The sequence below is a fragment of the Pseudoxanthomonas mexicana genome, from assembly GCF_010093385.1.
GTDB classification, from domain to species: domain Bacteria; phylum Pseudomonadota; class Gammaproteobacteria; order Xanthomonadales; family Xanthomonadaceae; genus Pseudoxanthomonas_A; species Pseudoxanthomonas_A mexicana.
In genome coordinates, this window is sequence record NZ_PDWV01000045.1 from 1 (window position 1) to 26,025 (window position 26,025).

The window sequence follows — 26,025 nt, forward strand, 5'->3', positions numbered from 1 at the left end:
GCGGGGTGGCGGGTGGGGGGGGCGACGGGGGCGACGGGGGCGCTGGCGCCGCCGCCGCGGCGGCCAGCACGTCATCGGCGTGCCGGAGATAGTCGCTGAGGTACCACCGGCCCTCGCGCCGGGTCAGACTGACCACGGTGTCGATCTCACGCTCGCCCAGCGGATAGTGGATGCGCACGGTGGCCGCGTCGCCCTTCTGGTCCACCAGGCCCGTGCGCAGGTCGGCGAACGTGGTGTCCAGGGGCAGGCCATAGCGCGCGAACGTCGCCTTCGCCTCGATGAAGAACGGCGTCAGCCGGCGCAGGCTGCCCGTCATCCCGGCATCGCTGAGTGCCTGCTCGGTGGTCAGCCCGCTGCGGCGGGCGGCGGGCGCCAGCCGCGACAGCGTGGTGCGCGCCAGGGCGGGATCGCCAAGCGGCGCCTGCTGCGCCCACTCGCCCAGCGCCGCGATCACCTGTGCATAGTGGTCGCGTTCTTCCTGGGTGTAGTCGCCCTCGTTCTTCACGTACTGCACGCCGAACAGGCCCAGCGTGCGCGCGGCTTCCTTCAGGTCGCGGTCCTGCCGCGCGAACTGGCGGTCGAAGCCGCGTTGCAGGGTCTTTTCCGCATCCGGGGCGGCCAGCGCGGCGAGCATCGGCACCAGCTTGTCGTCCAGCGGCAGCTCGGTCAGCGGCCAGCGGCTCTGTCCGGCGCGCCACGCCGCGTCCAGCCGTGCATGCGTGGCGGGCGGCACGGCGTCGCGGGCGAAGCCTTCCAGGTCGTTGCGCTGCAGGTGGGCGGCCAGCTGGCGTACGGCCGCTGCCGGCTCGCTGGCGGCGCCAGCGAGTTCCTCGGGAACGCGCTTCTTGCAGGCGCCCAGCAGTGCGAGCGGCAGCACGAGGGCGGCCAGCGCACGCACGACGGACGCAGAGGGCTTCGGCTTCATCCAGTGACTCCCCAGTCGCCCCGCATCTTCGCGGTCCGCGCGGGGAGCGGCAAGCATGCGCGTCGCAGTTGGGAAGCGGCGGCGGGAATGGGGAGCGGGGAATGGAACATGGCGGGGTCCCTGGGCGCTACGACGCCGGGAAAAGATCGTCCCCCCGTTCCCCGCCGGCATAAAAAAGGGGACCCGGTGTCTTGCGACGCCGCGGGTCCCCTGAAATCCGGCCGAAGCCGGAGGACGAAGTGTTGTGGCACATCTCCGGCCCAAAGGCCGGACGCGCACAGACTACCTGCGCCCGAATGCTAAGGCAACACCTGAAATAACTCTATATAAGTTATTGATTCTATTTGGCCGCTACCGCGATTTCTGCCTGGATGGCCTCGGCAGCGGCCTTCGGATCGGTTGCCTTGCTGATCGGCCGGCCTACCACGATGGCATCGGCGCCCAGGGCGAAGGCCTCGGCCACGCCCACCGTGCGCTTCTGGTCGTCGCCCACCGGACCCCCCGGGCGGATGCCGGGACAGACGATGGAAAAGCCCGGGCCGGTGGCGGCGCGGATCATGCCGGCTTCCTGCCCCGAGCAGATCACGCCGTCGATGCCTGACGCCTGCGCGGCCAGCGCGCGCTGAACGACGATGTCCGCCGGTTCGCCGCTGTTGATGCCCATTGCCCGCAGATCGTTGCCATCCATCGAGGTCAGTACGGTTACCGCCAGCAGTCGCAGGTCGCCCTCGCGCGCTGCGGCGGCCGCTTCCATCATCCCGGCATGCCAGCCGTGTATGGTGGCGTAGGTCACCGGCCAGCGGGACAGCCCGCGGATCACCCCGGCGACGGTGGCCGGGATGTCGAAGAACTTCAGGTCGACGAACACCCGCTTGTCGCGCCTGGCGAGTTCGTCCAGCACGCTGAAGTAGTCGCCGCTGGCCAGCAGCTCCATGCCGATCTTGTAGAACTGCACCGCATCGCCCAACCGGTCGACCCACGCCAGCGCGTCTGCGCCGGAGGGGGCGTCCAGCGCGAAGATCAGGCGCTCGCGCGGAGTCAGCGCGACGGGACCGCGCGCCATCACGGCGCGTAGTCCAGCGCGTCGCGCTTGGCCTGCGTGCGGGCAGCGGCCGGCTGGTCCCAGGCGTTGTTGAACAGGGCGGGTTCCCACGAGCCGTAGGTCGGGTTGGGCAGCATCCACCAGCGCTCGCCGAACCAGTCGTCGTACTCGTCGAACAGCGTCTGGCGGCCCTCGCGGGTGTTGGCTTCCACCTGGACGAAGTCACCGATCTGGTCGCCGAACTGCATCAGCACGCGGTACTTCTGCCCGGCCAGACGGCGGCGGCAGTTCTTTTCGCTGCCGTTCTGCTCGCAGCCTTCCAGCACCGTGCCCGGGCCGAGGAACACGCTGTCGTCGGCCACCGGCAGGCCCGCTTCGCGCAGGTTGGCCAGCGTGGCTTCCTTCAGGTGCACGGCGCGGTTGGAGATGTAGAGATGGTCACGCCCTTCTCGGCCGCGGCCTTGGCGAAATCCACCACGCCGGGCAGCGGCTTGGCCTTCTTCTCGGCCACCCACTGGTCCCAGCTGATTTCGTCGTACTCCTTGCCATCGCGGATCAGGCGGGCCTGGTACGGCGAGTTGTCCAGTACCGTCTCGTCCACGTCCATCACCACGGCAGGCTTCAGGCCGATGGCGGCGTTGCCGCGCTCGTCGGGGACCAGCGCATCCCAGGGCTTTTCCTTCAGCGCGGCATCCAGGTGGTCGGCGGCGGCACGGAAGGTCTGGGTGGTGATCGCGCGGTATTCCACCGAGGTCTGCACCCAGGCCACGGCATTGAGGTTGTCGTGCGTGCCGGTGGGCTTGGCCTGGGTCGCGGTGGCAGCGGGTGCCGCGGGCTCGGACGGCATGGCCGCGGGTTCGGTGCGCTTGCACGCGGACAGGGTCAGCAACGAAGCCGCCAGGCCGGCGGTGAGCAGGGAAACGCGCATGAGAGGTCCGGTCATCGAAGTGCCGGAATTCTAGCCGACCGGTATGACACCCGTCGTTCGATGCCGCGATGCACGGGTTATCCTGCCGCCCCGCCGTTCCTGTTCCCGATGCCTCCATGGAAGACACCGCGCCCGTCCTGAATGCCGCCGAGGCCCGCCTGCTGGGCTGCCTGATCGAGAAGGAAGCCACCACGCCGGAAACCTACCCGCTGACGGTGAACGCCGCGCAGGCCGCCGCCAACCAGAAGACCGCGCGCGAGCCGGTGATGGCGCTGGATCCCGGTGCGGTGAACCATGCGCTGCGGCAGCTGGAGCAGAAGGGCCTGGCGAAGCAGGTGTTCTCTTCGCGCGCCGAGCGCTACGAGCACCGTACCGCGGCGTTCTTCGGCATTCCGCAACAGCAGGCCGTGCTGCTGGGATTGCTGCTGCTGCGTGGCGCGCAGACGGTGCACGAACTGCTCGCGCGCAGCGAACGGTTGTTCAAGTTCAACGATGCGGACGATGTTCGCCATCACCTCGACCGCATGATCCAGCGCGAAACGGCGCTCGCCGTGCAGATCCCGCGCGGGCCGGGGCAGCGGGAAGACCGCTACATGCATCTGCTCTGTGGTCCGGTGGACGTGGCCGCGATCACGGCACGGCTGCCGTCCGCTTCGGCCGGCGAGCCCGCGCATGCGGAACTCGAAGCGCGCGTCGCCGCGCTGGAGGGCGAGGTTGCGGCGTTGCGCGAACAGTTGGCCGATCTGCTCGCGACACGCTAAGCCTGAGCGTCAGTCTTCGTCCGGCAGCAGTGCCAGCAGGTCGGTCACGCCCACGTCCACGCCCGCCTGCGACAGCAGGGTGGTGACCTGTCCGCGGTGATGGGTCTGGTGGTTGAACAGATGCGTGAGCAGGCCCTCGACGCTGCGCGTGAACGTGGCTCCCTTCGTGTTGGTGTACGTCAGGCGGGACGCCACCTGCGCCGGCGTGAGCGTGTCCACCCAGCGCAGGATCAACGCATCCAGCCATTCGCGCCGTGCACGCAGTGCGGGAAGCGTCGGGTACGGCACCGCGTCCAGCGCGGTCGGCATCGGCGTGTCGTCCAGCGCGGCAAGCACGGATGAGTCATCGGCGGCCGATGCGAACCGCTTGAGCCAGATCGTGTCGGCCACCACCAGATGATTCAGCGTGCCGATCACCGAACCGAAGAACGTGCCACGATCCTCGGCCAGCGCCTCATCCGGCAAGGTCGCGGCCGCCTCATAGAGGCGCCGGTTCATCCATTGGTTGTAGGACGCCAGCAGCGTCATGCATGCATCAGCGGTCACGTCCCGTTCCTGTCAGCGCTTCTCTTCCATCAGTCCGACCAGGTTGCCGTCCGGATCGCGCAGGAAGCCGGTCCACAACTCGTGGTCCGGCATGCGCGCGGCCAACTGCGGTGGCCGTTCCTCCGTCGCACCGCGCGCCACCAGCGCCGCCTGGGTGGGGACGATGTCCTGCACCTGGAAGTAAAGGATCGAGTTTGCGCCCGCTGTGCCGGCGCCCTGCGGCGTGGTCAGCATCAGGCGGATGCCGTCGGCGTCCAGGAATGCGAGCGTCGGCGCTGGCTGGAACAGGAACGGCAGGCCGAGCACGTCGCGGTAGAACGCCAGCGCCGCATCGACATCGCTCACGGTGATGGCGATCTGGCGGATACCGGAAAGGCGGGGTTCCATCGCGGTGCCTCCTTCCGGCATCACTTCGGCCGCCGGCTGCTGCGCAGCAGGAACAGGCTTCCCACCAGCATGCCGACCAGAGACGCGCCCAGGCCCAGGCCGAAGCCGACCACCACGTCCGCCACCGCCGGGCCGGTGCCGGCGACGCCGCGCGCTGCATTCATCGCAATCCGCACCAGCACAGCGACCGGCACGGCCGCCGAGATCAGCAGCCACAGTGGCAGGAAGCGGCCCGTGCCGAACGCACGCAGCAGCATGGCGATCACGCCCACGGCCACCAGCCCGGGCCCGTAGAGGGCGCGCGGCAGGCCGGCCTGCTCCGGCGCCAGCTGCCAGTAAGGAAAGCCTACGCCGACCAGGGCGATCAGGAAGCCGATCCACCGCCAAGCCCTGCTGTCGCGCGTCATGCCCCGCTCCGTACGTATGGGATGCCGCGCAGCGTAGCGCAACCGTCGTCGCTGCGCGTCAGTCGAACATCGCCTGGATCGCGGCCAGGCCGGCGCTGGCGCGTTCCTTCTTGCGTTCGGCATCCGCCACCGGGTCCGCGCCGTCGCGCTGCAGTTCCTCCGCGGGCAACTCGTCGATGAAGCGGCTGGGCTGCAGGCGCAGGCGTTCGCCGAAACGGCGGGTCTCGCGACTGTGGCTGAGCCACAGCTGGATCTTGGCGCGGGTGATGCCCACGTACATCAGGCGCCGTTCTTCCTGCAGATTGCCTTCCTCAACGCTGGTCTCGTGCGGCAGCGTGCCGTCCTCGCAGCCGACGATGAACACGTACGGGAACTCCAGTCCCTTGGCGGCGTGCAGGCTCATCAGGCGCACCTGGTTGCCGCCGTCGTCCTTGTCGTTGCGCGACAGCAGCGCGAGTTGCGCGGCCAGGTCGCCGGCCGAGCTGCCGCGCGGGCCGCCCTCGAACCAGTCCGCCAATTCGTCCAGGTTCGCGCGGCGGCGCTGGAACGAGGCCTCGTCCTTGCACTGCGCGCGCAGGTCGGCCAGCAGGCCGGACCGTTCGCTGAGGCGTCGCACCAGATCGGCCGGCGGAAGTTCCTCGGCATGCCGGCGCAGGTCCCGCAGGATGTCGACGAAGGCGCTCAGGCCGTTGGCCGCGCGCGGCGGCAGCGCCTTCAGCGCGCCCATCGATTCGGCGGCGCGCGACAGCGGCAGGTGCGCGTGCTGCGCCATCTCGGCGAGTTTCGCGAGCGACGTCGCGCCGACTTCGCGCTTGGGCGACTGCACCGCGCGCAGGAAGGCGGCATCGTCGTCGGGGTTCACCAGCAGGCGCAGCCACGACAGGGCGTCCTTCACTTCCTGGCGTTCCAGGAAGGCGGTGCCGCCGGTCAGGTGATAGGGAATGCGCAGCAGCTGCAGCGCCTTTTCCAGCGCGCGCGACTGGTGGTTGCCGCGGAACAGGATGCAGAAATCGCTCCAGGCCGCGCTCTTGGACGCATGCACGAAGGAGATCTCGGCCGCGACCTTTTCGGCCTCGTGTTCGCTGTCGCGGCATTCCCACACGCGGATGCGCTCGCCGTCGGCCTGGTCGCTCCACAGTTTCTTAGGGTGTTCGTGGGGGTTGTTGGCGATCAGCGCATTGGCGGCGCGCAGCACGCGGTTGCTGCAGCGGTAGTTCTGTTCCAGCTTGATGATCTGCAGGGCGGGGTAGTCTTTCGCCATCTGCATCAGGTTGTCGGGGTTCGCGCCGCGCCACGCGTAGATGCTCTGGTCGTCGTCGCCCACGCAGGTGAAGTCGCCGCGCTCGCCGGCGATCGCCTTCAGCAGGCGGTACTGCGCGTCGTTGGTGTCCTGGCATTCGTCGACCAGCAGGTAGCCGATGCGCTCGCGCCAAGCGGCGGTGACCTCCGGATTGTTTTCCAGCACCTGCACCGGCAGCCGGATCAGGTCGTCGAAGTCGACGGCGTTGAACGTGGTCAGCCGGTCCTGGTAGCGCTGGTACAGCAGCGCCGCCTCCTTCTCGCGGTTGGTGCGTGCGGCAGCCAGCGCTTCCTCCGGCGAGAGGCCGGCGTTCTTCGCACGCGAGATGAGGTTCTTCGCCATCTCCACCTCGTCGGGCTTGGCGCCGTACATCAGGTCTTTGACCTGTGCGCTGGCGTCGTCGGCGTCGAAGATGGAGAAGCCGCGCTTCAGGCCCACGGCGGCGTGTTCGATCTGCAGGAACTTCAGTCCGAGCGCGTGGAAGGTGCAGATCGTCAGGCCTTCGGCCGCGTCGCCCTTGATCCGCTTGGATACGCGTTCGCGCATTTCCTTGGCGGACTTGTTGGTGAAGGTGATCGCCGCGATCCGGCGCGCCGGGAAATGGTTGCCGGCGATCAGGTGCGCGATCTTCTCCACGATCACCCGCGTCTTGCCGCTGCCGGCGCCCGCGAGCACCAGCAGGGGGCCCTTGCTGTGAAGGACGGCGGCGCGTTGGGGGGGGTTGAGACCGTGCATGGGGCGTACTTCTGCGTAGGTCGTCAGTTTACAGACAACGGCGGCCGGCTTCTTCTAGCATGGCATCCGTCTCCCTCCAGACGCAGGTCCGCCACATGAATGCACTACCGCTCCGAGCGCTGATGGTGGCCCTCGTCCTGGCAAGCGCGCCCGCCGTCGCGCAGGAGGAGAAGATCGATCCCGCGGTATTGACAGAGGGTTTCCTCGCCGCGCATCCCGACCTGCGCTGGCGCGCGGAAGGGGTCCGGTCGTACGAACGGAAAGACTACGACGAGGCCTTGGCCGCATTCAGGCGCGCGGCGTTCCATGGCGACAAGCCGGCGCAGGCGATGATCGCCGAAATGTACTGGAATGGCGTCGGGGTCGCGATGGATCGGCCACTGGCATATGCCTGGATGGATATCGCGGCCGAGCGGCTCTACCACGACTTCCTGGTTCGGCGAGAGGGCATGTGGAGCGCGCTGGACGAGGCGCAGCAACGGGATGCGCTGGCGCGGGGCCAGCCGCTCATGGCGGAGTACGGCGACGATGTCGCCAAGCCGCGGCTGGAGAAGATCCTCCGGCGCGAAAAGCGCCGCGTCACCGGGAGCCGGGTCGGTTATGTCGGCAACCTCACCATCGTTCCATTCACCGGGCCTCTGGCCGGCACCGGGATGACGCTGAGCGGGGACCAGTATTTCGCGCCCAAGTACTGGCAGCCGGAGAAGTACTGGGAACTGCAGGACGCGATCTGGAAAGCGCCGCTGAAAGGGCGGGTCCGGGTCGGTGATGTCGAGAACGTACCGCCTCCGCCGGCGCAACTTCCGGAACGGAAGGACCGGTGATGCGCCGCGGTAGAATCCGCGCATGGCCAAGCTCTACTTCTACTACTCGGCGATGAATGCCGGGAAGACCACCACGCTGCTGCAGTCCGCGCACAACTACCGCGAGCGCGGGATGCGGGTGGCGATCCTCACGCCGCGGCTGGACGACCGCGCCGGCGCCGGGGTGGTGGCGTCACGGATCGGCCTGCGCTCGGAGGCGGTCGCCTTCGAGCGGGACGACGACCTGGAGCGCTGGATCCGCGACGACATCGCCGCGCACGGCAAGCTCGACTGCGTGCTGGTGGACGAGGCGCAGTTCCTGACCCGTGCGCAGGTCTGGCAGCTCAGCGAGGTGGTGGATGCCTTGCGCATCCCGGTACTCTGCTATGGCCTGCGCACCGACTTCCGCGGTGAACTCTTCGAGGGCAGCCAGTACCTGCTGGCCTGGGCCGACGAGATGAGCGAGATCAAGACCATCTGCCACACCGGCAAGAAGGCCACCATGACCGTGCGGGTCAATGAGCAGGGCCTGGCGGTGCAGGATGGGCCGCAGGTGGAGATCGGCGGCAACGAGCGCTATGTGTCGGTCAGCCGCGCCGAGTTCAAGAAGATCGCCCGCGGCGAGGGACGCATCGATCCCCTGCAGCCCGGGCTCCCCCTGGAGTGAGTCGCCTCAGCGGCAGGCCGCGCGCAGCGCGGCGATCTCGCGCGGGATGACGCCGCCGTCGGGCTGCGCGCTGCGCAGCTCGGCGGCCAGGGCGTCGAGGTCGCGTTGCGCGCGTTCGCGTTCGCCCATCCGGCACCGTGCTTCGGCAAGATAGCCGCGCGCCAGCCAGCGCAGCTTCGGTGCTTCGCTGCCGTCGCCCTCGTGGCGGGCGAGCGTCTGCAGGAGCGCGAGGGCCTGCTGGGGACGTCCCAGCCGGGTCTGGTGCCGCGCCAGCGACAATTCCGCGAACCAGGTACGCGGGTGTTCCGGTCCGAAGCCCACCCGGGTGAGTCGTACCGCGCGGTCGAAGCGCTCGGTGGCGCCGTCCAGGTCGCCCTTGGCGGCCAACACTTCGCCGATCATGCGGTCGGTCTCGCCGATCAGCGCATGGCTGGCGCCGATCGTGGCCACGCGCATGCGGCGGGATTCTTCCAGGGCGGCCAGCGCATCGTCGTGGCGGCCGGCGCTGTGCAACACCATGCCGTAATTGAACAGGCCGCCGGGCAGGATCTGCAGGCTCTCGTTCTCGCGCCAGATGGCGATGGCCCGCGCTACATCGCGTACCGCGGTGGCGTCATCGCCGCGTTCCCACGCGATGATGCCCATCGAGTTCCAGCTCGAGGCGGCGTCGCGATGGCGCGGTCCCAAGGTCTCCAGCGTCATCGCATGCAGCAGTCGCAGTTCCTCGTCCGCCTGGCGCAGCCGGCCCTGGTCGACATGCACGGCCGCGATGTGCCGCCGCAAGGCCTGGGTGAGCGGGTGGCGCGGCCCATGGATCTCCTCGGACAGTTCGCGTGCGCGCTGGAACGAGGCCAGCGCCGCGTCGGTCTCGCCGCGATTGCGGTACAGCAGGGCCAGACTGCGCTGGATCTCGATGACCAGCGGATGCCGGGCATAGCCATGTGCCTGCAGGTGCGCGAGGGCGGCGCGATAGCCGCGCACGCCCGCCTCCGCATTGCCCAGCTCGACGTCCAGCTGGGCGAGGTCGCGCAGGTTTTCCGCCACGCCGGCCTCGTCCTTCAACGAACGACGGGTGTCCAGCGAGCGATCGAACATCTGTCGCGCCACCTGCTTCTCGCCCGCATCGGCACGGCAGCGGCCGTTCTGCGACTGGAACTCCGCCACCGGAAGCGGCAAGCGCGACGACAGGCCCGGTAACCGCCCCTCCATCTGCGCCATCGCCTGCACGCACTGGCGCGAACGGCCGAGCAGGCGCAGCACGCGCCCGTGCTGGGTGGCGGCCTGCAGGCGCAGGCTGTCCGGTGCATCGGGCGTGGTGTCCAGCACGCGCGCCTGCTTTTCCAGCAATGCCAGCGATTCGCGGTAGTCGCCCAGGCCCAACCGCAGGCGCGCGATCACGCCCAGCAGCTCGGCCTGCGCCAGCGGCTGGCTGGCAAGCTCACGCATACCGCGACGCTCGCCGGCGGCCAGCAGTTCGCGGGCGTCGAAGGTGCTGCCCTGTTGCGAAGCGCTGGCGTTGTCGAACAGGCCGATCACGAAGTCCTGCATGGCCTGCGCACGCGCGGCTTCGCGCATGGCCTGCCGGCCCTGCCACGGGCTGGCCGCCAGCGCCGCCACCAGCACCGCGGTCGCCAGACCGCCGATGGCCAGCGTCCAGCGCTGCCGCAGCAGGTACTTCTGCAATCGGTAGCCGAGGCTCTGCGGACGCGCCAACACGGGCCGGCCCTCCAGATGGCGCTGCAGGTCGCGCGACAGCGCCTCCACCGAGGGATAACGCTGCTCGGGCGCCTTGCGCAGGGCCTTCAGGGCTATGTTGTCCAGGTCGCCGGCCAGGCGGCGGGCGTTGCGTCGCGCATCCGGACAGCGGCTGCGGCTGCCGTCCGTGGTACGCAGTGTGGCGACCGAGGGCTTGAGCGGTTCGACCGCGAGGATGGCCTGTTCCCACTCCGCATCGGTCTGCCGGCGCAGGCGGTAGGGCTTGGTGTCGGCGATCAGTTCGTACAGCACCACACCCAGCGAATAGACGTCGGTCATGGTGGTGACCAGTTCGCCGCGCACCTGTTCCGGTGCGGCGTAGTGCAGCGTGAAGGCGCGCACCTCCGTGCGCGGATGCACGGGTACCGGCTCCGGGTCGTCCAGCAGTTTGGCGATGCCGAAGTCCAGCAGGCGCACCTCGCCCGAGGGCGTCACCAGGATGTTGGACGGCTTCAGGTCGCGATGGACGATCAGGTTGGCGTGCGCGTGGCTGACCGCCTCGCAGATCTGCAGGAACAACCTCAGCCGTTCCTCCAGGCCGATATTGTTGGCCTGGCAGTAGTCGGTGATCGAGACGCCCTCGACGTATTCCAGCGCCAGGTACGGCTGGCCTTCGCTGCCGATGCCGGCGTCCAGCAGGCGCGCGATGTTGGGATGTTCGAGCCGCGCCAGGATCTCGCGCTCGCGGGTGAAGCGCAGGCGCAGGTTGGGGTCGGCCAGGCCGGGGCGAAGCAGCTTCAGCGCGACGCGGCGCTGGTACAGGCCGTCCGCACGCGAGGCCAGCCACACCATGCCCATGCCGCCCTCGCCGAGCATGGATTCCAGCTGGTAGGGGCCGATGCGGATGCCGGGCTTCAGCTGGCCGGGCTTGTCCACCAGGGGCTGGTCGATGAAGTCGTCGCCTTCCTCTTCCAGCGCTAGCAGTTTTTCCAGTTCGCGAGCGGTCTCCGGATCGTCCGCGCGCAGGATCTCCAGCTGCTGCGCGCGCGCCTCCGGATCGAGCTCAAGCAGGACGTCCAGCAGCGGCGACAGGCGTTGCCAGCGTTCGGCGTCCATCGCGGTGCGCTGCGCGCCGGCCTCAGCTGTCCTGCATGGCCGACAGCAGGAACATGCGCGCCTTCTGCCAGTCGCGGCGGATGCTGCGCTCGGAGCGCTGCAGCAGTTCGGCGATCTCCAGCTCCGACAGGCCGGCGAAGTAGCGCATCTCCACCACCTGGGCCAGGCGCTCGTCGGCGGCGGCGAGCTTCTCCAGCGCATCGTTCAGCGCCAGCATGTCCTCGTCCAGGCGCAGGTTGCCTTCCACTTCTTCCGGGATGTCGGCGACGCGCTTGAGGTCGCCGCCGCGCTTGCGCGCGAGCCGGCTGCGCGCGTAGTCGACCACCACGCTGCGCATGGAGGATGCGGCATAGGCGAAGAAATGCGCGCGGTCCTCGAACTTCGCCGTGCCGGTGGAGCCGAGCAGCTTCAGGTACGACTCGTGCACCAGCGCGGTGGCGTCCAGCGTATAGCCGTGCTGGCCGGACAGCTGCCGGCGGGCCATGGTGTGCAGTTCCTGGTACAGCGTGGCCAGCACGCGGTCCAGCGCGGCGCGGTCGCCGCCCCTGGCCGAGTCCAGCCACAAGGTAATGTCAGTCGCGTCGGCCATCCGTCTTCCCCACGTGCCAAGGGCGGAAATATAACGTCATTTGCCTCACATGACGTGAGGGCGGGCCGGTCTCCGCAAGGCGTCAGCGCTGGCAGTGCCCGCACCAGACCGTGGCCCGCTGGCCGATGCTGGCGTGCCTCATCGGCCGGCCGCAGCGCGGACAGGGTTCGCCGCCGCGACCATAGGCCGACAGTTCCTGCTCGAAATAGCCGGGCGCCCCGTCCGGGCTGAGGAAATCCCGCAAGGTGGTGCCGCCGCGGGTGATGGCGTAGGCCAGGATCGCCTTCACCGCATCGGCCAGCGCCGCATAGCGCTCGCGGGAGACCTTGCCGGCGGCCCGCAGCGGCGAGATGCCCGCGCGGAACAGGCTCTCCGCGGCATAGATGTTGCCCACGCCCACCACCACCGCCTGGTCCATCAGGAAGGTCTTCACCGGCGCCCTGCGTCCGCGGCTCATCGCGAACAGGTAGTCGCCGTCGAACGCGTCCGACAACGGCTCTGGCCCCAGTCCCTGCAGCAGTGGGTGGATCTGGCCCGGGGGCTGCCACAGCAGGCAGCCGAAGCGGCGCGGATCGTTGAAGCGCAGGACGCGGCCCGCGCTGCCGCGCTCGCCGGCCAGGGCGATGTCGACGTGGTCGTGCGCCGTCACCGGCGTGGTCGCCGGCAGCACGCGCAGGCTGCCGGACATGCCCAGGTGCAGCAGTGCGCTGCCGGCCTCGGTGTCCATCAGCAGGTACTTCGCCCGGCGCCGCACGGCCTGGATGCGCTGACCGGGCAGGTCGCGCGCCACTTCCGGCGGGATAGGCCAGCGCAGGTCGGGCCGCCGCAGCGTCACCGCCTGGATGCGCCTGCCCTCCACGTGCGGCGCCAGTCCTCGGCGGGTGGTCTCGACCTCGGGCAGCTCAGGCATGGCCGGGCACCGCGCCGTAGTACTCGCCCTCCTGGCGCACCTGCACCGGGCCACCGAAGGCATGGCTCAGCTGGGCTCCGGTCAGCGTGCCGGCACGGTCGCCGTCCGCGCAGACCGCGCCATCGCGCAACAACAGCACGCGGTCGATCTCCGGAATGATCTCCTCGATGTGGTGGGTCACCAGCACCAGGGTGATCCCGCGCTGCGCGAGGCTGCGCATCAGGCCCAGGAAATGCCGGCGCGCCACCAGGTCCAGGCCGGCGGTGGGTTCGTCCAGCAGCAGGGCCTGCGGTTCGTGCACCAGTGCGCGCGCGATCAGCACGCGCCGCATCTCGCCGGTGGACAGTTCGGCCACCTGGCGGTCGGCCAGTGGGGTCGCGCGCACCTGCTCCAGCGCGCGCCGCGCTTTCGCGCGCATGTCGGCGTCGACCTGCCGGTGCGGCGGCACGACGAAGCTGGAGAAGAAGCCGGTGATCACCGCATCCTCCACCCGCAGGTAAGGCATTTGCTGCAGGTCGCGGGTCAGGTCGCTGGTCACCAGCCCCAGGCGGTTGCGAAGCTCATTCACGTTCCAGCGGCGCAGGCCGACCGCCTTCACCGGCGCGTCGCCTTCGCGTGCTAGCGGATACAGCTCGCGGCTGATCAACTTGATGAAGGTGGACTTCCCGCAGCCGTTGGGGCCGAGGATCGCGGTGTGCTGGCCCAGCGGGATGCGCAGCGACAGGTCGTGCAGGACGCGGGTGGCGCCGCGCACCACGGTGGCGCGGTCCAGTTCGAACAGGGGCGCGAGCGGCGGCGTCGCGGCAGGAGAGGGGGACAGGTTCATCGGAGTGGGGCGGGGGCGAGCCGGTGCAGCGTACCCGAATCCGCGCCACCTCCGCCTCGCAGGCCATCGCCCTACAATGCGGCCATGTACGCCCGCCTGCTCGTCCTCGCCCTCGCCTGCCTGCCGTGCGCCGTGCGGGCCCAGGTCACCGCCACCGGCGACTATCTGGCGCGGATGGACAATGACCGCGATGGTCGTGTCAGCCTGGCCGAATACCAGGCCTGGATGAGCTACGCCTTCGAGGGCATGGATCGCAACCGCGATGGCACCCTGTCGGCGGATGAGCTGCCGGGCGGGCGTGGCAAGCCGATCACCCGCGAAGCGCACCTGGCCCAGCTGGCCGAGCGCTTCCGCCGCCAGGACGTGGACCGCGATGGCTTCCTCAACGTGAAGGAGCTCGCCGCACCTCCGCAGTGACGCGTCTCAGGTGTGGATCAGGCGACCGCCGGCGAACGCCCAGTTCTCCCACGTCGTTTCCTTGAAGCAGACCATGACATTCTCGGGATCCCGCCCCGCGGCCTGCAAACGTTGCATCAGGTCGGCAAGCAGCGCCTTCTTCACCTTCACGCTGCGCCCGGCCGACCACAGGATCTCGATCAGGACGAAGTCCTCGCCACGCGCGCCGGCGACATCCGGGTATCCCGGGTCGTATCGGAAGTCTTCGTCCGACAGTTCCAGCACACGCTGGAAGCGGTCGGCGGTGGGAACGCCGGACGCGACCAGCGCGGCGTGCACCGCGTCGAGCACAGACGACTTGAAGGCCGCGTCCTTCGGTTTGTGGACGGTAAGCGTGATCAGGGGCATGGTGCGTTTCCAGGTGAGCCGGACGGCCAGCTTATTCCGTCGTTCTGCGTCCAAATAGAAAAACGCCGGCCACGAAAGCCGGCGTCGGGATGCCGACCCTGGGTAGGGCCGGCGGGGGAGGACTGTAGAACTACTTCGTGATGTCCACGTCCTTGGTCTCGCGCAGGAACAGCGTGCCGATGACCAGCGTCATCACCGCGATGCCGATGGGATACCACAGGCCGTAGTACAGGTTGCCCGTGCCCGCTACCAGCGCGAAGGAGATCGCCGGCAGGAAGCCGCCGAACCAGCCGTTGCCGATGTGGTACGGCAGCGACATGGAGGTGTAGCGGATGCGGGTGGGGAACAGTTCCACCAGGTACGCGGCGATCGGGCCGTAGACCATGGTCACGTAGATCACCAGCACCCACAGCAGGAACAGGGTCATCGGGATGTTGATGCGCGCGGTATCCGCCTTTTCCGGATAGCCGGCGCTGGTCAGCGCACCCTTCAGCGCCGCGCCGAAGGTGTCGCCCTGTGCCTTGGCGTCTTCCTTGGACAGGCCGGCGGCTTCGTACGAGGTCACCGTAGCGCCGCCCACCTGGACCTGCGCGACGCTGCCGACCGGACCGGCCTGGATCGAGTGCGGCACGCCCGCGCGGGTCAGTGCGGCGGTGGCCACGTCGCACGAGCTGGTGAACTTGCGGATGCCCACCGGATCGAACTGAAAGCTGCAGGTGGCCGGATCGGCGATCACGACGGCGGGCGATGTGGCGCGCGCCTCCTCGATGGCCGGATTGGCGGAGTGGGTGATGCCCTTGAAGATCGGCATGTAGGTGACCGCCGCCAGCAGGCAGCCCGCCATGATGATCTTCTTGCGGCCGATGCGGTCCGACAGCCAGCCGAAGAACAGGAAGAACGGCGTGGCCAGGGCCAGCGAAGCGGCGATCAGCAGGTAGGACACCGGGGGGTCCACCTTCAGCATGCTCTGCAGGAAGAACAGCGCGTAGAACTGGCCGCCGTACCACACCACGGCCTGGCCGGCGGTGGCGCCGAACAGCACCAGCAGCATCAGCTTCAGGTTGCCGCCCTTCACCGAGTCGCGGAACGGCGTCTTGGAGCCCTTGCCTTCCGACTTCATCTGCTGGAACAGCGGCGACTCGCTCAGCTGCAGGCGGATCCACACCGACACACCCAGCAGGATGATCGAGCCCAGGAACGGGATGCGCCAGCCCCAGGCTTCGAACGCCTCGGTACCCAGCGACAGACGGCAGGCCAGGATCACCAGCAGCGACAGGAACAGGCCCAGCGTCGCCGTGGTCTGGATGAAGGCCGTGTACAGGCCGCGCTTGCCGTCCGGCGCGTGTTCCGCCACGTAGGTGGCCGCACCGCCGTACTCGCCGCCCATCGCCAGGCCCTGCGCCAGGCGCAGCAGGATCAGGATGACGGGCGCCGCCATGCCGATGGTTTCGTAGTTGGGCAGCACGCCGACCAGGAAGGTCGAGATGCCCATGATCAGGATGGTGACCAGGAAGGTGTACTTGCGGCCGATGCGGTCGCCCAGGCTGCCGAAGAACGCCGCACCGAACGGACGGACGAAGAAGCCCGCCGCGAACGCCAGCAGCGCGAAGATCATGCCGGTGGTCGGATTGACGCCGCTGAAGAACTGCTTGGCGATGATCGCCGCCAGCGAGCCGTACAGGTAGAAGTCGTACCACTCGAACACGGTGCCCAGGCTGGAGGCGAAGATGACCTTCTTGTGGCCCTTCGTCAGCTCGCCTGCGGCGGAATGCTTCACGGTCGTGGAGCTCATGCGGATTCCCCTCAGAATGTGTACTTGACGGTGGTGTGCAGGCGCTTCAGGTCGCCTTCGCGGTCATCCTCGAGCGAACGCTGGCCGTAGATCAGTTCGGCGCCCAGGTCCAGTTTCGGGAACGGCGAATAGATCACGTTGGCGTGCATGGACTGCGTGCGCTCGGTGACGCCGAAGCCGGTGATGGCGGCGTCGTTGTCGAAGTGCGAGGCCGAGTACATCAGGTTGGTGCGGACCTTCGGGCTGAACACGTGGCGCCAGGCCACGAAGCCGCCGTAGCCGTCCAGCGCACTGATGTCGCCATCGGCTTCGGTCACCACGTCGCTGCCCACGCCGAAGGCCAGGTAGCGGCCGATGCCCTGGCCGGCGTTCACCGCATAACGGATGTCGTCGCTCTTGCCCAGGTTGAACTTGCCCGACACGCTGACGGAGGCGCCGGTGTCGGTTTCGTCCAGCAGCTTGAACTGGCGCACCATGCCGGCCACGGTGAAGTGGCCCCAGTCGCCCTTGGTGAGCCAGCGCGCGGTGACGTCGGGCAGGGCGTTGTCGCCGCTGTTGAAGCGGGTGCCGGTGCGGTACGGCGTGACCGTGGTCTGCGGATTCTCCACCGAGAACGACCACGGGCCCTGGGTGTAGCGCAGCTGGGCCTGGCGCACGAAGACCGTGCCGTCGGTCGGGCCGACGAAGTCCACCGCATCCGGCAGCGCGGCCACGTCCATGAAGTTGGACCAGGTCTGGCCGGCCAGCCAGTTGTTCCAGCTGACGTAGGCATGGCGCAGGGTGACGGCGTAGGTGTTGGTGGCGGTCTCGTTGCCGGCCAGCGCATTGCTGCCGCCGCCGAAGAAATCCATCTCCACGAAGCCCTTGAACTTGTCGCCGCTGTCGGTCACGTGGTCCGCGCTCAGCCAGAAGCGCGAGAACTGCGCATGGAAGTCGGCATACGGGTCGCCGCCGTCGGCGCCCGCGCCGGCCACCGGAATGGTGCTGGGCACGTAGAACAGGCGGCCGGAAGAACCGTCGGCGATGCGGCCATCGCTGGTGTCGGTCGCCATCGCGTCCATCTTGATGAAGCCGCCGTACGAGAACGTCGTGCCCGGGTTGGCGGCGGTCATGATGGTGGTGCCCTGGATCGGCTGCTTGCCCGCGGGCACGGCCGGCTTGGCGGCCTGCGCGGCCTGCACCTGCGTGACCTGCTCCTGGGTGGTGGTGATCTGGGTCTGCTGTTGTTGCTGCGACGAAAGCAGCAGCTGCACCTGCCGCTCCAGTTCGGCCACGCGGGCCTCCAGCGCCTTCTCCTTGGCAGTCTGCGCGAACGCCATTCCCGGCGCGATCAGGGCGACGAAGAGCGCAGCGGCCAGTGGCCGTCGCGCCATGAGTGCGGAACGTTGGGTCATAACCCCTCCCGAAAGGTTGATGGCCGCGTTGCGCGGCTGACGGAGACTTGCGCCTGTGCGCCGACGGCGCCTATTCGCCATTAGTCGTAACGCGGCGCGCCGTCGGAGAAACCCTTGCTGCATAAGGGGTGCGACGCCCGGTCGCAGGCAGCACCCTTCGGCTTTACGACCATTGTCTAAGCCGGATGCTGCGATGCCGCACGACCGTATGCGTCAAACTCGTGGCGCCGGCGCTGTGCTGCATGTCATGCCGTGCTTCGCCCGGCTCTCATCCATGCCTCAGAATCGGCGCATCACAGGAACGTCCCGGGAGGACCTCATGACTGATCTGTATCCGGTCAAGCCGGAATTCGCGGCCAAGGCCCGCATCACGCGCGAGCAGTACCTCCGCGACTACCAGGCGTCCATCGACGATCCCGACGCCTTCTGGGGCCAGGCGGCCGAACGCCTGCAGTGGTTCAGGAAGCCCACCCAGGTCAAGGACGTCAGCTACGCCCTGGACGATTTCCACATCCGCTGGTTCGCCGATGGCGAACTCAACGCCAGCGTGAACTGCCTGGACCGCCAGCTGGCCGAGCGCGGCGACAAGGTCGCGCTGCTGTTCGAACCCGATGGCCCGGACTCGCCGTCCTACGGCGTGACCTACCGCGAACTGTACGAACGTACGTGCAGGCTGGCCAACGCGCTGCGCGCGCTGGGCGTGCAGAAGGGCGACCGCGTGACGATCTACCTGCCGATGATCCCGGATGCCGCCGTGGCGATGCTGGCCTGCGCGCGCATCGGCGCGATCCATTCGGTGGTGTTCGGCGGCTTCGCGCCCAACTCCATCGCCGACCGCGTGGCCGACTGCGGCAGCAAGCTGATCATCACTGCGGATGAAGGCCTGCGTGGCGACAGGAAGGTGCCCCTGAAGGCGAACGTGGATGCCGCACTGAAGCTGCCGGGCACCAACTCCGTCGAGACCGTCCTGGTGGTACGCCACACCGGCGGTGCAGGGGACATGCAGATGCCGCGCGACCGCTGGTTCGATGCGGTCGTCGATGCCCAGCCGGCCGAGTGCGAGCCCGAGCGCATGAACGCCGAGGACCCGCTCTTCATCCTCTACACCTCCGGTTCCACCGGCAAGCCCAAGGGCGTGCTGCACACCACCGGCGGCTACCTGCTGTATGCGGCGTACACGCACGAGGCGGTGTTCGACCTGCGCGAGGACGACATCTACTGGTGCACGGCCGACGTGGGCTGGGTCACCGGCCACAGCTACATCGTCTACGGCCCGCTGGCCAACGGCGCCACCTCGGTGATGTTCGAAGGCGTGCCCAACTACCCCAGCGTGTCGCGCTTCTGGGAAGTCATCGACAAGCACCAGGTCACCATCTTCTACACCGCGCCCACCGCCATCCGCGCGCTGATGCGTGAGGGAGAAGCGCCGGTGAAGAAGACCTCGCGCGCCTCGCTGCGCCTGCTGGGCAGCGTGGGCGAGCCGATCAACCCCGAGGCCTGGCGCTGGTATTACGACGTGGTCGGTGACGCGCGCTGCCCCATCGTCGACACGTGGTGGCAGACCGAAACCGGCGGCATCCTCATCACCCCGCTGGCCGGCGCCATCGACCTGAAGCCCGGATCGGCCACGCTGCCGTTCTTCGGCGTGCGTCCCGCGCTGGTGGACGCCAACGGCGAGCAGCTGGAAGGCGCCACCGAAGGCAACCTGGTGCTGCTGGATTCCTGGCCGGGCCAGATGCGCACCGTCTACGGCGACCACCAGCGCTTCATCGACACGTACTTCCGCACCTACCCGGGCACGTACTTCACCGGCGATGGCTGCCGCCGCGACGCCGATGGCTACTACTGGATCACCGGCCGCGTGGATGACGTCATCAACGTGTCGGGTCACCGCATCGGCACGGCCGAAGTGGAGAGTGCGCTGGTGGCGCATCCGAAGGTGGCCGAAGCGGCCGTGGTCGGCTTCCCGCACGACATCAAGGGCCAGGGCATCTACGCCTACGTCACCCTGAAGGCGGGCGAGGCGCAGAGCGACGAGCTGCTGAAGGAACTGGTGGCCTGGGTGCGCAAGGAGATCGGTCCCATCGCCACGCCCGACCACCTGCAGTGGGCGCCCGGCCTGCCGAAGACGCGCTCGGGCAAGATCATGCGCCGCATCCTGCGCAAGATCGCCGAAAACGCGCCGGAGCAGCTGGGCGATACCTCCACGCTGGCCGATCCGTCGGTGGTCGAGTCGCTGGTCGCAGAACGCAAAGTGCAGTGAAGCAGGAGTGAGATAAGAGGAGCGAGAAGTGAGTAAAAGCAGAAGCACTTTCGTTCGACTATCCTGAAGCCGCACCTCTCACTCCTCACTCCTCCCCACTCACTCCTCGCTCCCATGCCTACCCTGCTGATCGCCGACGACCACCCGCTGTTCCGCGAAGCCCTGCGCGGCGCCGTGCAGCGCGTGATGCCTGGGGTGAAGCTGCATGAGGCCGACAGCGTGGATGCGCTGTATACCCTGGTCGATGCCCATCCCGACGCCGACCTGCTGCTGATGGACCTCAACATGCCCGGCGCGCACGGCTTCAACGCGCTGGTGCACCTGCGCGCGCTGCATCCGCAGCTGCCGGTGGTCATCGTGTCGGCGCGCGAGGAACCGGCGGTGATGCGGCGCGCGCTGGACCACGGTGCGCTGGGCTTCATTCCCAAGTCGGCCGATTCGGACACCATCGGCCAGGCCATCGGCGCCGTGCTCGATGGCGAACGCTGGGTGCCCGATGAAGCGCACAATGCGCCGGCCACCAGCCGCGACGAACAGGAAACCGCGCAGCGCCTGCGCGATCTCACCCCGCAGCAGTTCAAGGTGCTGCAGATGCTGGGCGCCGGCCGCCTCAACAAGCAGATCGCCTACGACCTGGGCGTGTCCGAAGCCACCATCAAGGCCCACGTCACCGCCATCCTGCGCAAGCTGCACGTCACCAACCGCACCCAGGCGGTGCTGGCCGCGGGCCGGCTGGCAGTGGACCCGGACGTCATCGTGTTGCCGCCCGAAGAGGCGGAGTAGGGCGAAGCCTCGCACCACGGCATGGCGTGGAGGCAAGGGCACGCGTCGGTGTGAACGATGAGACGACCGAGCCGGCCTGTTCGTGAGTCGCGCCGCGTGCATGCGAGCGCGCGAGGGGACTATGCCGGAAGCTGCGACCGCAGCAGGGCCGCCGCGGCGGCAAGCTGCTCGCGGGATGCGCGCACGCGCGTCCGACGTGCGGCATCGTCGCTGGGATCATGCACGGTGCCCTGCATGCGCCCTGCACCGTCGAAGGTCGCCAGCTGCGGCGGCCCTATCCCCCAATCACTGCCCGGTTGGCGTGGCACCACGTGGAAATGGAAGTGCGGCGTTTCCTGCCCGCTGTACACGCCGTTGTTCTGAAACGTCAGAATTCCGAGCGGCCGGTAGGCGCGGATCTGCGACTCCGCGATCCGTTTCGCGGCGGCCATGACGGCCGCGCACTCGGCATCGGAAAGATCCAGCAGCGTCGCGACATGGCGGCGCGTGATCACGCAGCACTGCCCCACTTCGAACTGCCAGGGATTGATCACCGTCAGCGCGTGCTCGCTCTCGTCAATGATCTTCCATCGTTCCTCGGCGGCGATCATGCACAGGTCGCACGGGTCTCGGGTGGGCAGTTCGAGCACTTCTTTCTCCACTGAAGCGGATCTTGCGCGGGCGGCGCGAATCGGGCCGCGCCGTGGGAACGCATAGCCCGGCGCGAGGCGATTCCAAACAGGCCGAGGCGGGTTCGGCTTGGGCGAACCGTCAGGGCTCGATTGGCGACTCGGTGACCAAGACCACGGGCTGGCCCGACCTGACGGTATTGTGCACTTCCGCAACGGCATCCGTGTGCTGAAGCAATGCGGCTATCGTGGCGGGGTCGGCAGGCGAGGCCACCCTGGCGCGATAGCGGATATCGGAAGCGGCAAGGCCGACGCCAGGGAAATGCGCGGTGGCTTCCACCTCCACCGCGTCCAGGGTGATGCCGTGACGAGCGGCCTCGCGATAAAGATCGTTGCAGTAGCACGTGGCCAGGGCGAGCATCAGGAACTCGCCGCCATTGACACCAAAGCCTTGCCCGGCGTGTTTGGCGGGAATGGACAGCGGTCGCGTGTCGCTCCCGGTGCGCACCGCAACCAGGTGTTCACTACCCGCGTTCTTGACGATCGCTGAAATCTCCATCGTGGATCTCCGGAATGGACGGGCCTTGCGCTTGGGTCAAGCCGGTCGGCGGAGCGGACTTGGGTTGAGTGGGCTGTCAGGCATGGCCTACCGCACTCTCGTTACCCACCCCACGTAGTAGAGGAATGGCCGTGTCCAAGTGGGTAGAGCGTTCGCGAGCCGCATTCGTGCATGGCACCCGAAGCAGGTTGAATCGTGAGGTGAATCAGGGTGTTCCACCAAGCCTTGGGAACTATCGGTTCGGCTTGACTGATCTGTTAGACGTCATACGCCGAAACCCACTGCGACAGATCATCCACGGGTCGTGGAAGGCGGCCTTCGAGCCAGTCTGCCACCGTACCGGGTTTGAATGAAGGGCTTTTGGACTCTATGACCCAAGACAGATACTCCTCGGGGTCGCCGTTGAGATACGGTGCTGTAGAGATCGGCATGAAGACTGTGGGGAGCCGCTCTGTGACGGACAGATAGTTGAGCACGCAGCCGAACTCCTGGACGACGTGCCAAGCAAGAGGGTGGACGACATCAATCGAGAACTTGACCCACCAGTTGCCGTCGTCAAGCTTTCCGGTACCAATGGCTAACGGAGAAATGGCAGGCACGCGCCGAAGATAGGTTAAGAGTTTGTCGAAGTCCCTTTGATCGCCCATGTGAAGCTAAACGCCTGAGTTAAACCGCTTGCCGAAGGCACGTCGGCCTGAATGATTGGTTAGAGCTCGGACCCGGGTGTTTGCCATTGGAGCGTGCCAGCAGGGCCAGAGATCTTGGTTACGTATATCGCAGTGCCGTAATCGCACGCGCCCATGGACATTCTCCTCCCGCGGTACTCGAACCAAAGCATGTCATCTTCTGCGAATTGCTCAAAGCCTTCCCCCACAACGGCGACGGACGTTCCGTTCCACTTCTTGGCGTGATCATAAAATGCTTCCGGCAAGGACAGCTTGTAGCAGTTGGGTCCAGCCTCAAGAATCGCCGCCCACGCAGGCTCGCCTGGCAGAAGCGTGAGTTTGCCCTTTGCATCACAGGGCGCCCCTGGAGTGCAGGAGGGGCCGCCGGTAGTCGCGCACCCGGAGAGGGCGAGCGTCAATGCCAGAATCATGCGCATGCCAGTTCCGAGGCCTAACGCGTGAGTTAAGCCGGCCCGCCCGAAGCGGACCCGGTCGGTCCGAGACCGCGAAGCGGGCTCGGCTTGAACGAATTGTTAGGCGCCGCTCCCTTGAACCGCATGCTCTGCCGCCAATTCTTCAAGATCTTTCAATGACACGCCGTTTGAAGCGAACCAGCTTTGTGGGCCACTCCTCGAAGTACCTGCGATCAGCGCTGCCGCATAACTTGAAGAGCTCATCAGGATGTCCTCCGTGAGCCTCAGGCAGTTCTCCTCAACTGCAAAACGACCATCAACTACTAATTGCTCCTTTAGCTTGGCAAGTTTGTTGCTAAGACTGTCGGAGTTTGTCTTTGACGCTGTCGATCCCTTCTTCAGGACGAATCCTTCATCTGTCTGTACGCCCTTCGCGAGGAACCCGTGAACTGTAAAGGTCAACTCTTCGGTGGTGCTAGTCGGTGGTACCGCCGGCCCTGCCGGAGCCGCAACTGCCGCTGATCTCAGGAGTGGCTCAAGGATGGGGTATCCAAGCGTGCCTAGGAAGAGGCGAATGTCCTCCAGCAGCTCTTCCATTGCATCGCGCTCAGACCTCGAGAGGCTGGATAACGTTGGCGTGGTGCCATTCTCTAGCTCGTAGCGATCGGCGACAGACGCCAGAGCTTCAATTCGGGATTCCAAATACTTGACATGTGATTTGGTCAAATTGTCGTCCTTGTTCGTAACGATCACCGCTTCGTTCCAGAACTCTTTCTTGCGGTCATGCGTAAGCAGACGATCAGCTACGTTCTCAGACTCTCCGATATATGCCTTAGGTTTTGAGTCGCCGAGACGCGCCTCGAAGAGGATGTAAACACCGGGTTTAGCAGCTTCCGGCCATTCCTTTAGCCCATCGAGTCTGTTGCGTGGGCAGGCGAGAGCTTGGCCGGTCCTGTTTGATATCTCTGCATGGCGTATTCCCGTCACTGCTCCATCGGGCAGAAAGATACGGACTGTTTTTCCGAATGGCATGAAATTCTCCACGGCACCTAACGCCTGAATTGAGCCGCGCCGCGAAGCGGCGTCGGCTTGAATGAATTGTTAGGTGCCATCTGGTTGAATTGGTTCACGGGCACCCGTACTAGGAGCAAACGCCACCTTTTCTCCGTTAACTAGCTCAACCACGAATTGGTTTGAGCTATTGAAGCCGATGCTATACACCCAAGCAAAGTGAGACACGGTGCGCTGGAGTTGCGACTTGCGCTCATAGAGCTGGTCAAGCTTGATAGTACGGACGAGCCGACCGCTGTTGTAGAAGAGCAGAACGGGCTGGCTTAGCGTTACGTCCACTGGCACGAGGTTCATTCCACCGTAGCCAACTACCACTGATTCTCCATCGTCTGAGGGGAATAGCCAGCGGTGCCATCCGGGAATCTGCCAGGAGGCTTGGCCAGGGGGCTGAGGCGATACGAGCGTCACGTTCGTGACAGGGTCGGAAGTGGCGCAGAGCTTCCGAGCCGGCGAGCAAGCTGTGAGCTTTTCAGGTGGAGGTAGCGGAGTATCAGCAAGCGCGGGACTCGCAAGAAAGGCAGCTATCAGTGCGATAAGAATCTTCATGGCACCTAACGCTTGAATTAAGCCGACCCGCGAAGCGGGTTCGGCTTGAATGAATTGTTAGGCACGGGCTGCACGCCGCGATGACAGGAAGCTGCGTGTAGCCGGTGCTAAGAGCAGAAGTAGTAGGAATGCCATTAAGATGCCAATGGCGGCTGCAATAGCTACCGGAATCTTTGCTGCAGCGAAGAAAGAGAAAGCGATAGCCAAGGCAGCGCAGACAACCAGAAACCAGTAGGCAAAGCTAAAACCGCGCCAAAGGAACCAGCAGGTCAGAAGGGTCACGACGGTGCCGCCCGCTTGGCTCCACCGGAGGCTTCCAGCAGCGAGAAGCAGCCCTTTGAGAAGCAGGTCGCCAATTACCAAGATGGCTATGAAAGCGAGCAAGTAAAGACGCCCGCGTTCTTCGGCCGATTGCGTTGATGCTTCTCCCCGTGCCTAACACCGGAATTAAGCCGACCCGCGAAGCGGGTTCGGCTTGAATGAATTGTTAGAGCGCACGGAAGACATTGGCAAGCTCCCTGTCAGTGTTAGCTGTCTCCCACTTGGAGAGCCAGCAGAACGATACCCCGGAACGCTCCGCAGTGCGCTTGAACTGCTCAAGCTGATGCTGCGTTGGCTGATAGTGCTCTGGAATGAAATGCATCAGCGCCACCGGCTTGCGTAGCGAAAAGCCCGGCGCAAGCTCTTTGACCAAAGACGTCAGCGTTTCGCGAACCCTAATGAAGTCCGGATCTCCACGTGAGTTGTCGAGGGCGTGGCAGTCACGTCGTGATCTTTTGTCCTCACCGACCACACGGCCCATGAAGTGGTCTTGGAACACTTGGATGTATAGGATCCGTTTACGAAACACTGTGGGTGCGCTCTAACACTTGAATTAAGCCGACCCGCGAAGCGGGTTCGGCTTGAATGAATTGTTAGACGTGTCACACGTGAACTAGCTTGCAAGATGCATGAAAAAGCTAAACAGCAAGTAGCCGGCCGCGCCAACAACCATTATGGAAATGCACGTGAATATCGACCAGTATATGGCGCCGCCACCGATAAACCATGCGGGAACTGCAACTGCCAAGCCAATTGCCATTGACCATAGCCCTAGGCCGTAGTGGTGGGCGACAAGCGAGGCAACAAAGAACCCGGCGATGGATATGATTGGATTGAGCTTTTGTGCTATGCGACCAAATAGTTTGATGAAATCCCAGAAGAATGCGATGAGGCCAGCGTCTTCGCCCGATGGTGGTGGCGCAAACGTCACATAAACGGGTCTGTCTTGCTCACGATTCTCCATGCCTTCTATCTCCATCTGCGATGCACTGTCCTGACACGTCTAACACCTGAGTTAAGCCGACCCGCGAAGCGGGTTTGGCTTGAACGAACTGTTATGCGCGCCAAGGTAAACCCGAAGCCAGCGGCCCGCAACGGTCACGCGATACCCGGGAGCACGGAGAAACGGTCCGTCAGCACGGAGCACGTCGAGGCCAGCAACGACCGAA

25 protein-coding genes and 1 pseudogene are annotated in these 26,025 nt (G+C 66.4%); 6 read left to right on the top strand and 20 right to left on the bottom strand.

Annotated features, from left to right (window positions below; genetic code table 11):
- The 3 genes and pseudogenes from CSC76_RS14570 to CSC76_RS14580 form a co-directional block, all read right to left on the bottom strand.
- Window positions 1-925, bottom strand: a 925-nt coding sequence (locus CSC76_RS14570) for a hypothetical protein (protein WP_162110723.1), incomplete at its 3' end; no start/stop codon positions are given.
- 340 nt (window positions 926-1,265) lie between these two features.
- Window positions 1,266-1,988 carry an orotidine-5'-phosphate decarboxylase gene (pyrF, locus tag CSC76_RS14575; protein WP_162110724.1) on the bottom strand — a complete coding sequence of 241 codons (723 nt, stop codon included), beginning with the start codon at window positions 1,986-1,988 and terminating at the stop codon, window positions 1,266-1,268.
- Window positions 1,988-2,895, bottom strand: a pseudogene (locus tag CSC76_RS14580) (5'-nucleotidase, lipoprotein e(P4) family). The gene pyrF and the pseudogene CSC76_RS14580 overlap by 1 nt, the downstream one beginning before the upstream one ends.
- A gap of 116 nt (window positions 2,896-3,011) precedes the next feature.
- On the opposite strand from CSC76_RS14580, the gene CSC76_RS14585 reads away from it, so the two are divergent.
- The gene (locus tag CSC76_RS14585; protein ID WP_162110725.1) at window positions 3,012-3,656 is read left to right on the top strand and encodes a YceH family protein; all 645 of its coding nucleotides are present in this window, start codon (window positions 3,012-3,014) and stop codon (window positions 3,654-3,656) included.
- Between the two features lie 9 nt (window positions 3,657-3,665).
- On the opposite strand, the gene CSC76_RS14590 is transcribed toward CSC76_RS14585, so the two are convergent.
- Genes CSC76_RS14590 through CSC76_RS14605 form a run of 4 tightly spaced genes read right to left on the bottom strand, consistent with a single transcriptional unit; the run spans window position 3,666 to window position 7,031 of the window.
- On the bottom strand, window positions 3,666-4,202 hold the full coding sequence (locus CSC76_RS14590) for a DinB family protein (RefSeq protein WP_238394994.1): 537 nt from the start codon (window positions 4,200-4,202) through the stop codon (window positions 3,666-3,668).
- A gap of 12 nt (window positions 4,203-4,214) precedes the next feature.
- A complete protein-coding gene (locus CSC76_RS14595) occupies window positions 4,215-4,589 on the bottom strand; it encodes a VOC family protein (RefSeq protein WP_162110726.1) in 375 nt (124 codons plus the stop codon).
- Window positions 4,590-4,609: 20 nt separating this feature from the next.
- Entirely contained in the window at window positions 4,610-4,996 is a 387-nt protein-coding gene (locus CSC76_RS14600; RefSeq protein ID WP_162110727.1) for a hypothetical protein, read from the bottom strand.
- A gap of 58 nt (window positions 4,997-5,054) precedes the next feature.
- Window positions 5,055-7,031: a UvrD-helicase domain-containing protein gene (locus tag CSC76_RS14605; RefSeq protein ID WP_162110728.1), complete on the bottom strand. Its 1,977-nt coding sequence runs from the start codon at window positions 7,029-7,031 to the stop codon at window positions 5,055-5,057.
- 122 nt (window positions 7,032-7,153) lie between these two features.
- Here CSC76_RS14605 and CSC76_RS14610 point away from each other — a divergent pair, with 122 nt between their 5' ends.
- Window positions 7,154-7,855, top strand: coding sequence for a sel1 repeat family protein (locus tag CSC76_RS14610; RefSeq protein WP_162110729.1), 702 nt, complete (start codon window positions 7,154-7,156; stop codon window positions 7,853-7,855).
- Between the two features lie 22 nt (window positions 7,856-7,877).
- The gene (locus CSC76_RS14615) at window positions 7,878-8,501 is read left to right on the top strand and encodes a thymidine kinase (protein WP_162110730.1); all 624 of its coding nucleotides are present in this window, start codon (window positions 7,878-7,880) and stop codon (window positions 8,499-8,501) included.
- A gap of 6 nt (window positions 8,502-8,507) precedes the next feature.
- Here the strand turns inward: CSC76_RS14615 and CSC76_RS14620 are convergent, their stop codons facing one another.
- The 4 genes from CSC76_RS14620 to CSC76_RS14635 form a co-directional block, all read right to left on the bottom strand.
- Complete coding sequence (locus CSC76_RS14620; RefSeq protein ID WP_162110731.1) at window positions 8,508-11,312, bottom strand: serine/threonine-protein kinase; 2,805 nt, start codon at window positions 11,310-11,312, stop codon at window positions 8,508-8,510.
- 22 nt (window positions 11,313-11,334) lie between these two features.
- Entirely contained in the window at window positions 11,335-11,901 is a 567-nt protein-coding gene (locus CSC76_RS14625; RefSeq protein ID WP_162110732.1) for an ECF-type sigma factor, read from the bottom strand.
- Between the two features lie 82 nt (window positions 11,902-11,983).
- A complete protein-coding gene (gene mutM / locus CSC76_RS14630) occupies window positions 11,984-12,811 on the bottom strand; it encodes a bifunctional DNA-formamidopyrimidine glycosylase/DNA-(apurinic or apyrimidinic site) lyase (protein WP_162110733.1) in 828 nt (275 codons plus the stop codon).
- Entirely contained in the window at window positions 12,804-13,637 is an 834-nt protein-coding gene (locus CSC76_RS14635; RefSeq protein ID WP_162110734.1) for an ABC transporter ATP-binding protein, read from the bottom strand. The genes mutM and CSC76_RS14635 overlap by 8 nt, the downstream gene beginning before the upstream one ends.
- A gap of 84 nt (window positions 13,638-13,721) precedes the next feature.
- On the opposite strand from CSC76_RS14635, the gene CSC76_RS14640 reads away from it, so the two are divergent.
- Window positions 13,722-14,054, top strand: coding sequence for an EF-hand domain-containing protein (locus CSC76_RS14640; protein ID WP_162110735.1), 333 nt, complete (start codon window positions 13,722-13,724; stop codon window positions 14,052-14,054).
- Window positions 14,055-14,060: 6 nt separating this feature from the next.
- Here CSC76_RS14640 and CSC76_RS14645 read toward each other — a convergent pair whose 3' ends face one another.
- The 3 genes from CSC76_RS14645 to CSC76_RS14655 all read right to left on the bottom strand — a co-directional run bounded on the left by CSC76_RS14645 (window position 14,061) and on the right by CSC76_RS14655 (window position 17,627).
- On the bottom strand, window positions 14,061-14,441 hold the full coding sequence (locus tag CSC76_RS14645) for a tautomerase family protein (RefSeq protein ID WP_162110736.1): 381 nt from the start codon (window positions 14,439-14,441) through the stop codon (window positions 14,061-14,063).
- A 130-nt stretch (window positions 14,442-14,571) separates the two neighbouring features.
- Window positions 14,572-16,233: an MFS transporter gene (locus CSC76_RS14650; protein WP_162110737.1), complete on the bottom strand. Its 1,662-nt coding sequence runs from the start codon at window positions 16,231-16,233 to the stop codon at window positions 14,572-14,574.
- 11 nt (window positions 16,234-16,244) lie between these two features.
- Window positions 16,245-17,627: a DcaP family trimeric outer membrane transporter gene (locus tag CSC76_RS14655; protein ID WP_162110738.1), complete on the bottom strand. Its 1,383-nt coding sequence runs from the start codon at window positions 17,625-17,627 to the stop codon at window positions 16,245-16,247.
- 319 nt (window positions 17,628-17,946) lie between these two features.
- On the opposite strand from CSC76_RS14655, the gene acs reads away from it, so the two are divergent.
- Complete coding sequence (gene acs, locus CSC76_RS14660) at window positions 17,947-19,890, top strand: acetate--CoA ligase (protein ID WP_162110739.1); 1,944 nt, start codon at window positions 17,947-17,949, stop codon at window positions 19,888-19,890.
- A 114-nt stretch (window positions 19,891-20,004) separates the two neighbouring features.
- Window positions 20,005-20,673 (top strand): response regulator transcription factor, encoded by a 669-nt coding sequence (locus CSC76_RS14665; RefSeq protein ID WP_162110740.1) that lies wholly within the window; start codon window positions 20,005-20,007, stop codon window positions 20,671-20,673.
- A gap of 119 nt (window positions 20,674-20,792) precedes the next feature.
- Here the strand turns inward: CSC76_RS14665 and CSC76_RS14670 are convergent, their stop codons facing one another.
- From CSC76_RS14670 to CSC76_RS14695, 6 genes are all read right to left on the bottom strand, one after another.
- The gene (locus tag CSC76_RS14670) at window positions 20,793-21,302 is read right to left on the bottom strand and encodes an HIT family protein (protein WP_162110741.1); all 510 of its coding nucleotides are present in this window, start codon (window positions 21,300-21,302) and stop codon (window positions 20,793-20,795) included.
- Window positions 21,303-21,423: 121 nt separating this feature from the next.
- A complete protein-coding gene (locus CSC76_RS14675; protein ID WP_162110742.1) occupies window positions 21,424-21,840 on the bottom strand; it encodes an OsmC family protein in 417 nt (138 codons plus the stop codon).
- A 257-nt stretch (window positions 21,841-22,097) separates the two neighbouring features.
- Window positions 22,098-22,487 (bottom strand): hypothetical protein, encoded by a 390-nt coding sequence (locus CSC76_RS14680; RefSeq protein ID WP_162110743.1) that lies wholly within the window; start codon window positions 22,485-22,487, stop codon window positions 22,098-22,100.
- Window positions 22,488-23,038: 551 nt separating this feature from the next.
- Window positions 23,039-23,962, bottom strand: a complete 924-nt coding sequence (locus CSC76_RS14685; RefSeq protein WP_202923542.1) for a GIY-YIG nuclease family protein — start codon at window positions 23,960-23,962, stop codon at window positions 23,039-23,041.
- A 1,060-nt stretch (window positions 23,963-25,022) separates the two neighbouring features.
- On the bottom strand, window positions 25,023-25,337 hold the full coding sequence (locus CSC76_RS14690) for a hypothetical protein (RefSeq protein ID WP_162110744.1): 315 nt from the start codon (window positions 25,335-25,337) through the stop codon (window positions 25,023-25,025).
- Between the two features lie 132 nt (window positions 25,338-25,469).
- On the bottom strand, window positions 25,470-25,820 hold the full coding sequence (locus CSC76_RS14695) for a hypothetical protein (RefSeq protein ID WP_162110745.1): 351 nt from the start codon (window positions 25,818-25,820) through the stop codon (window positions 25,470-25,472).
- Between the last annotated feature and the right edge of the window lie 205 nt (window positions 25,821-26,025).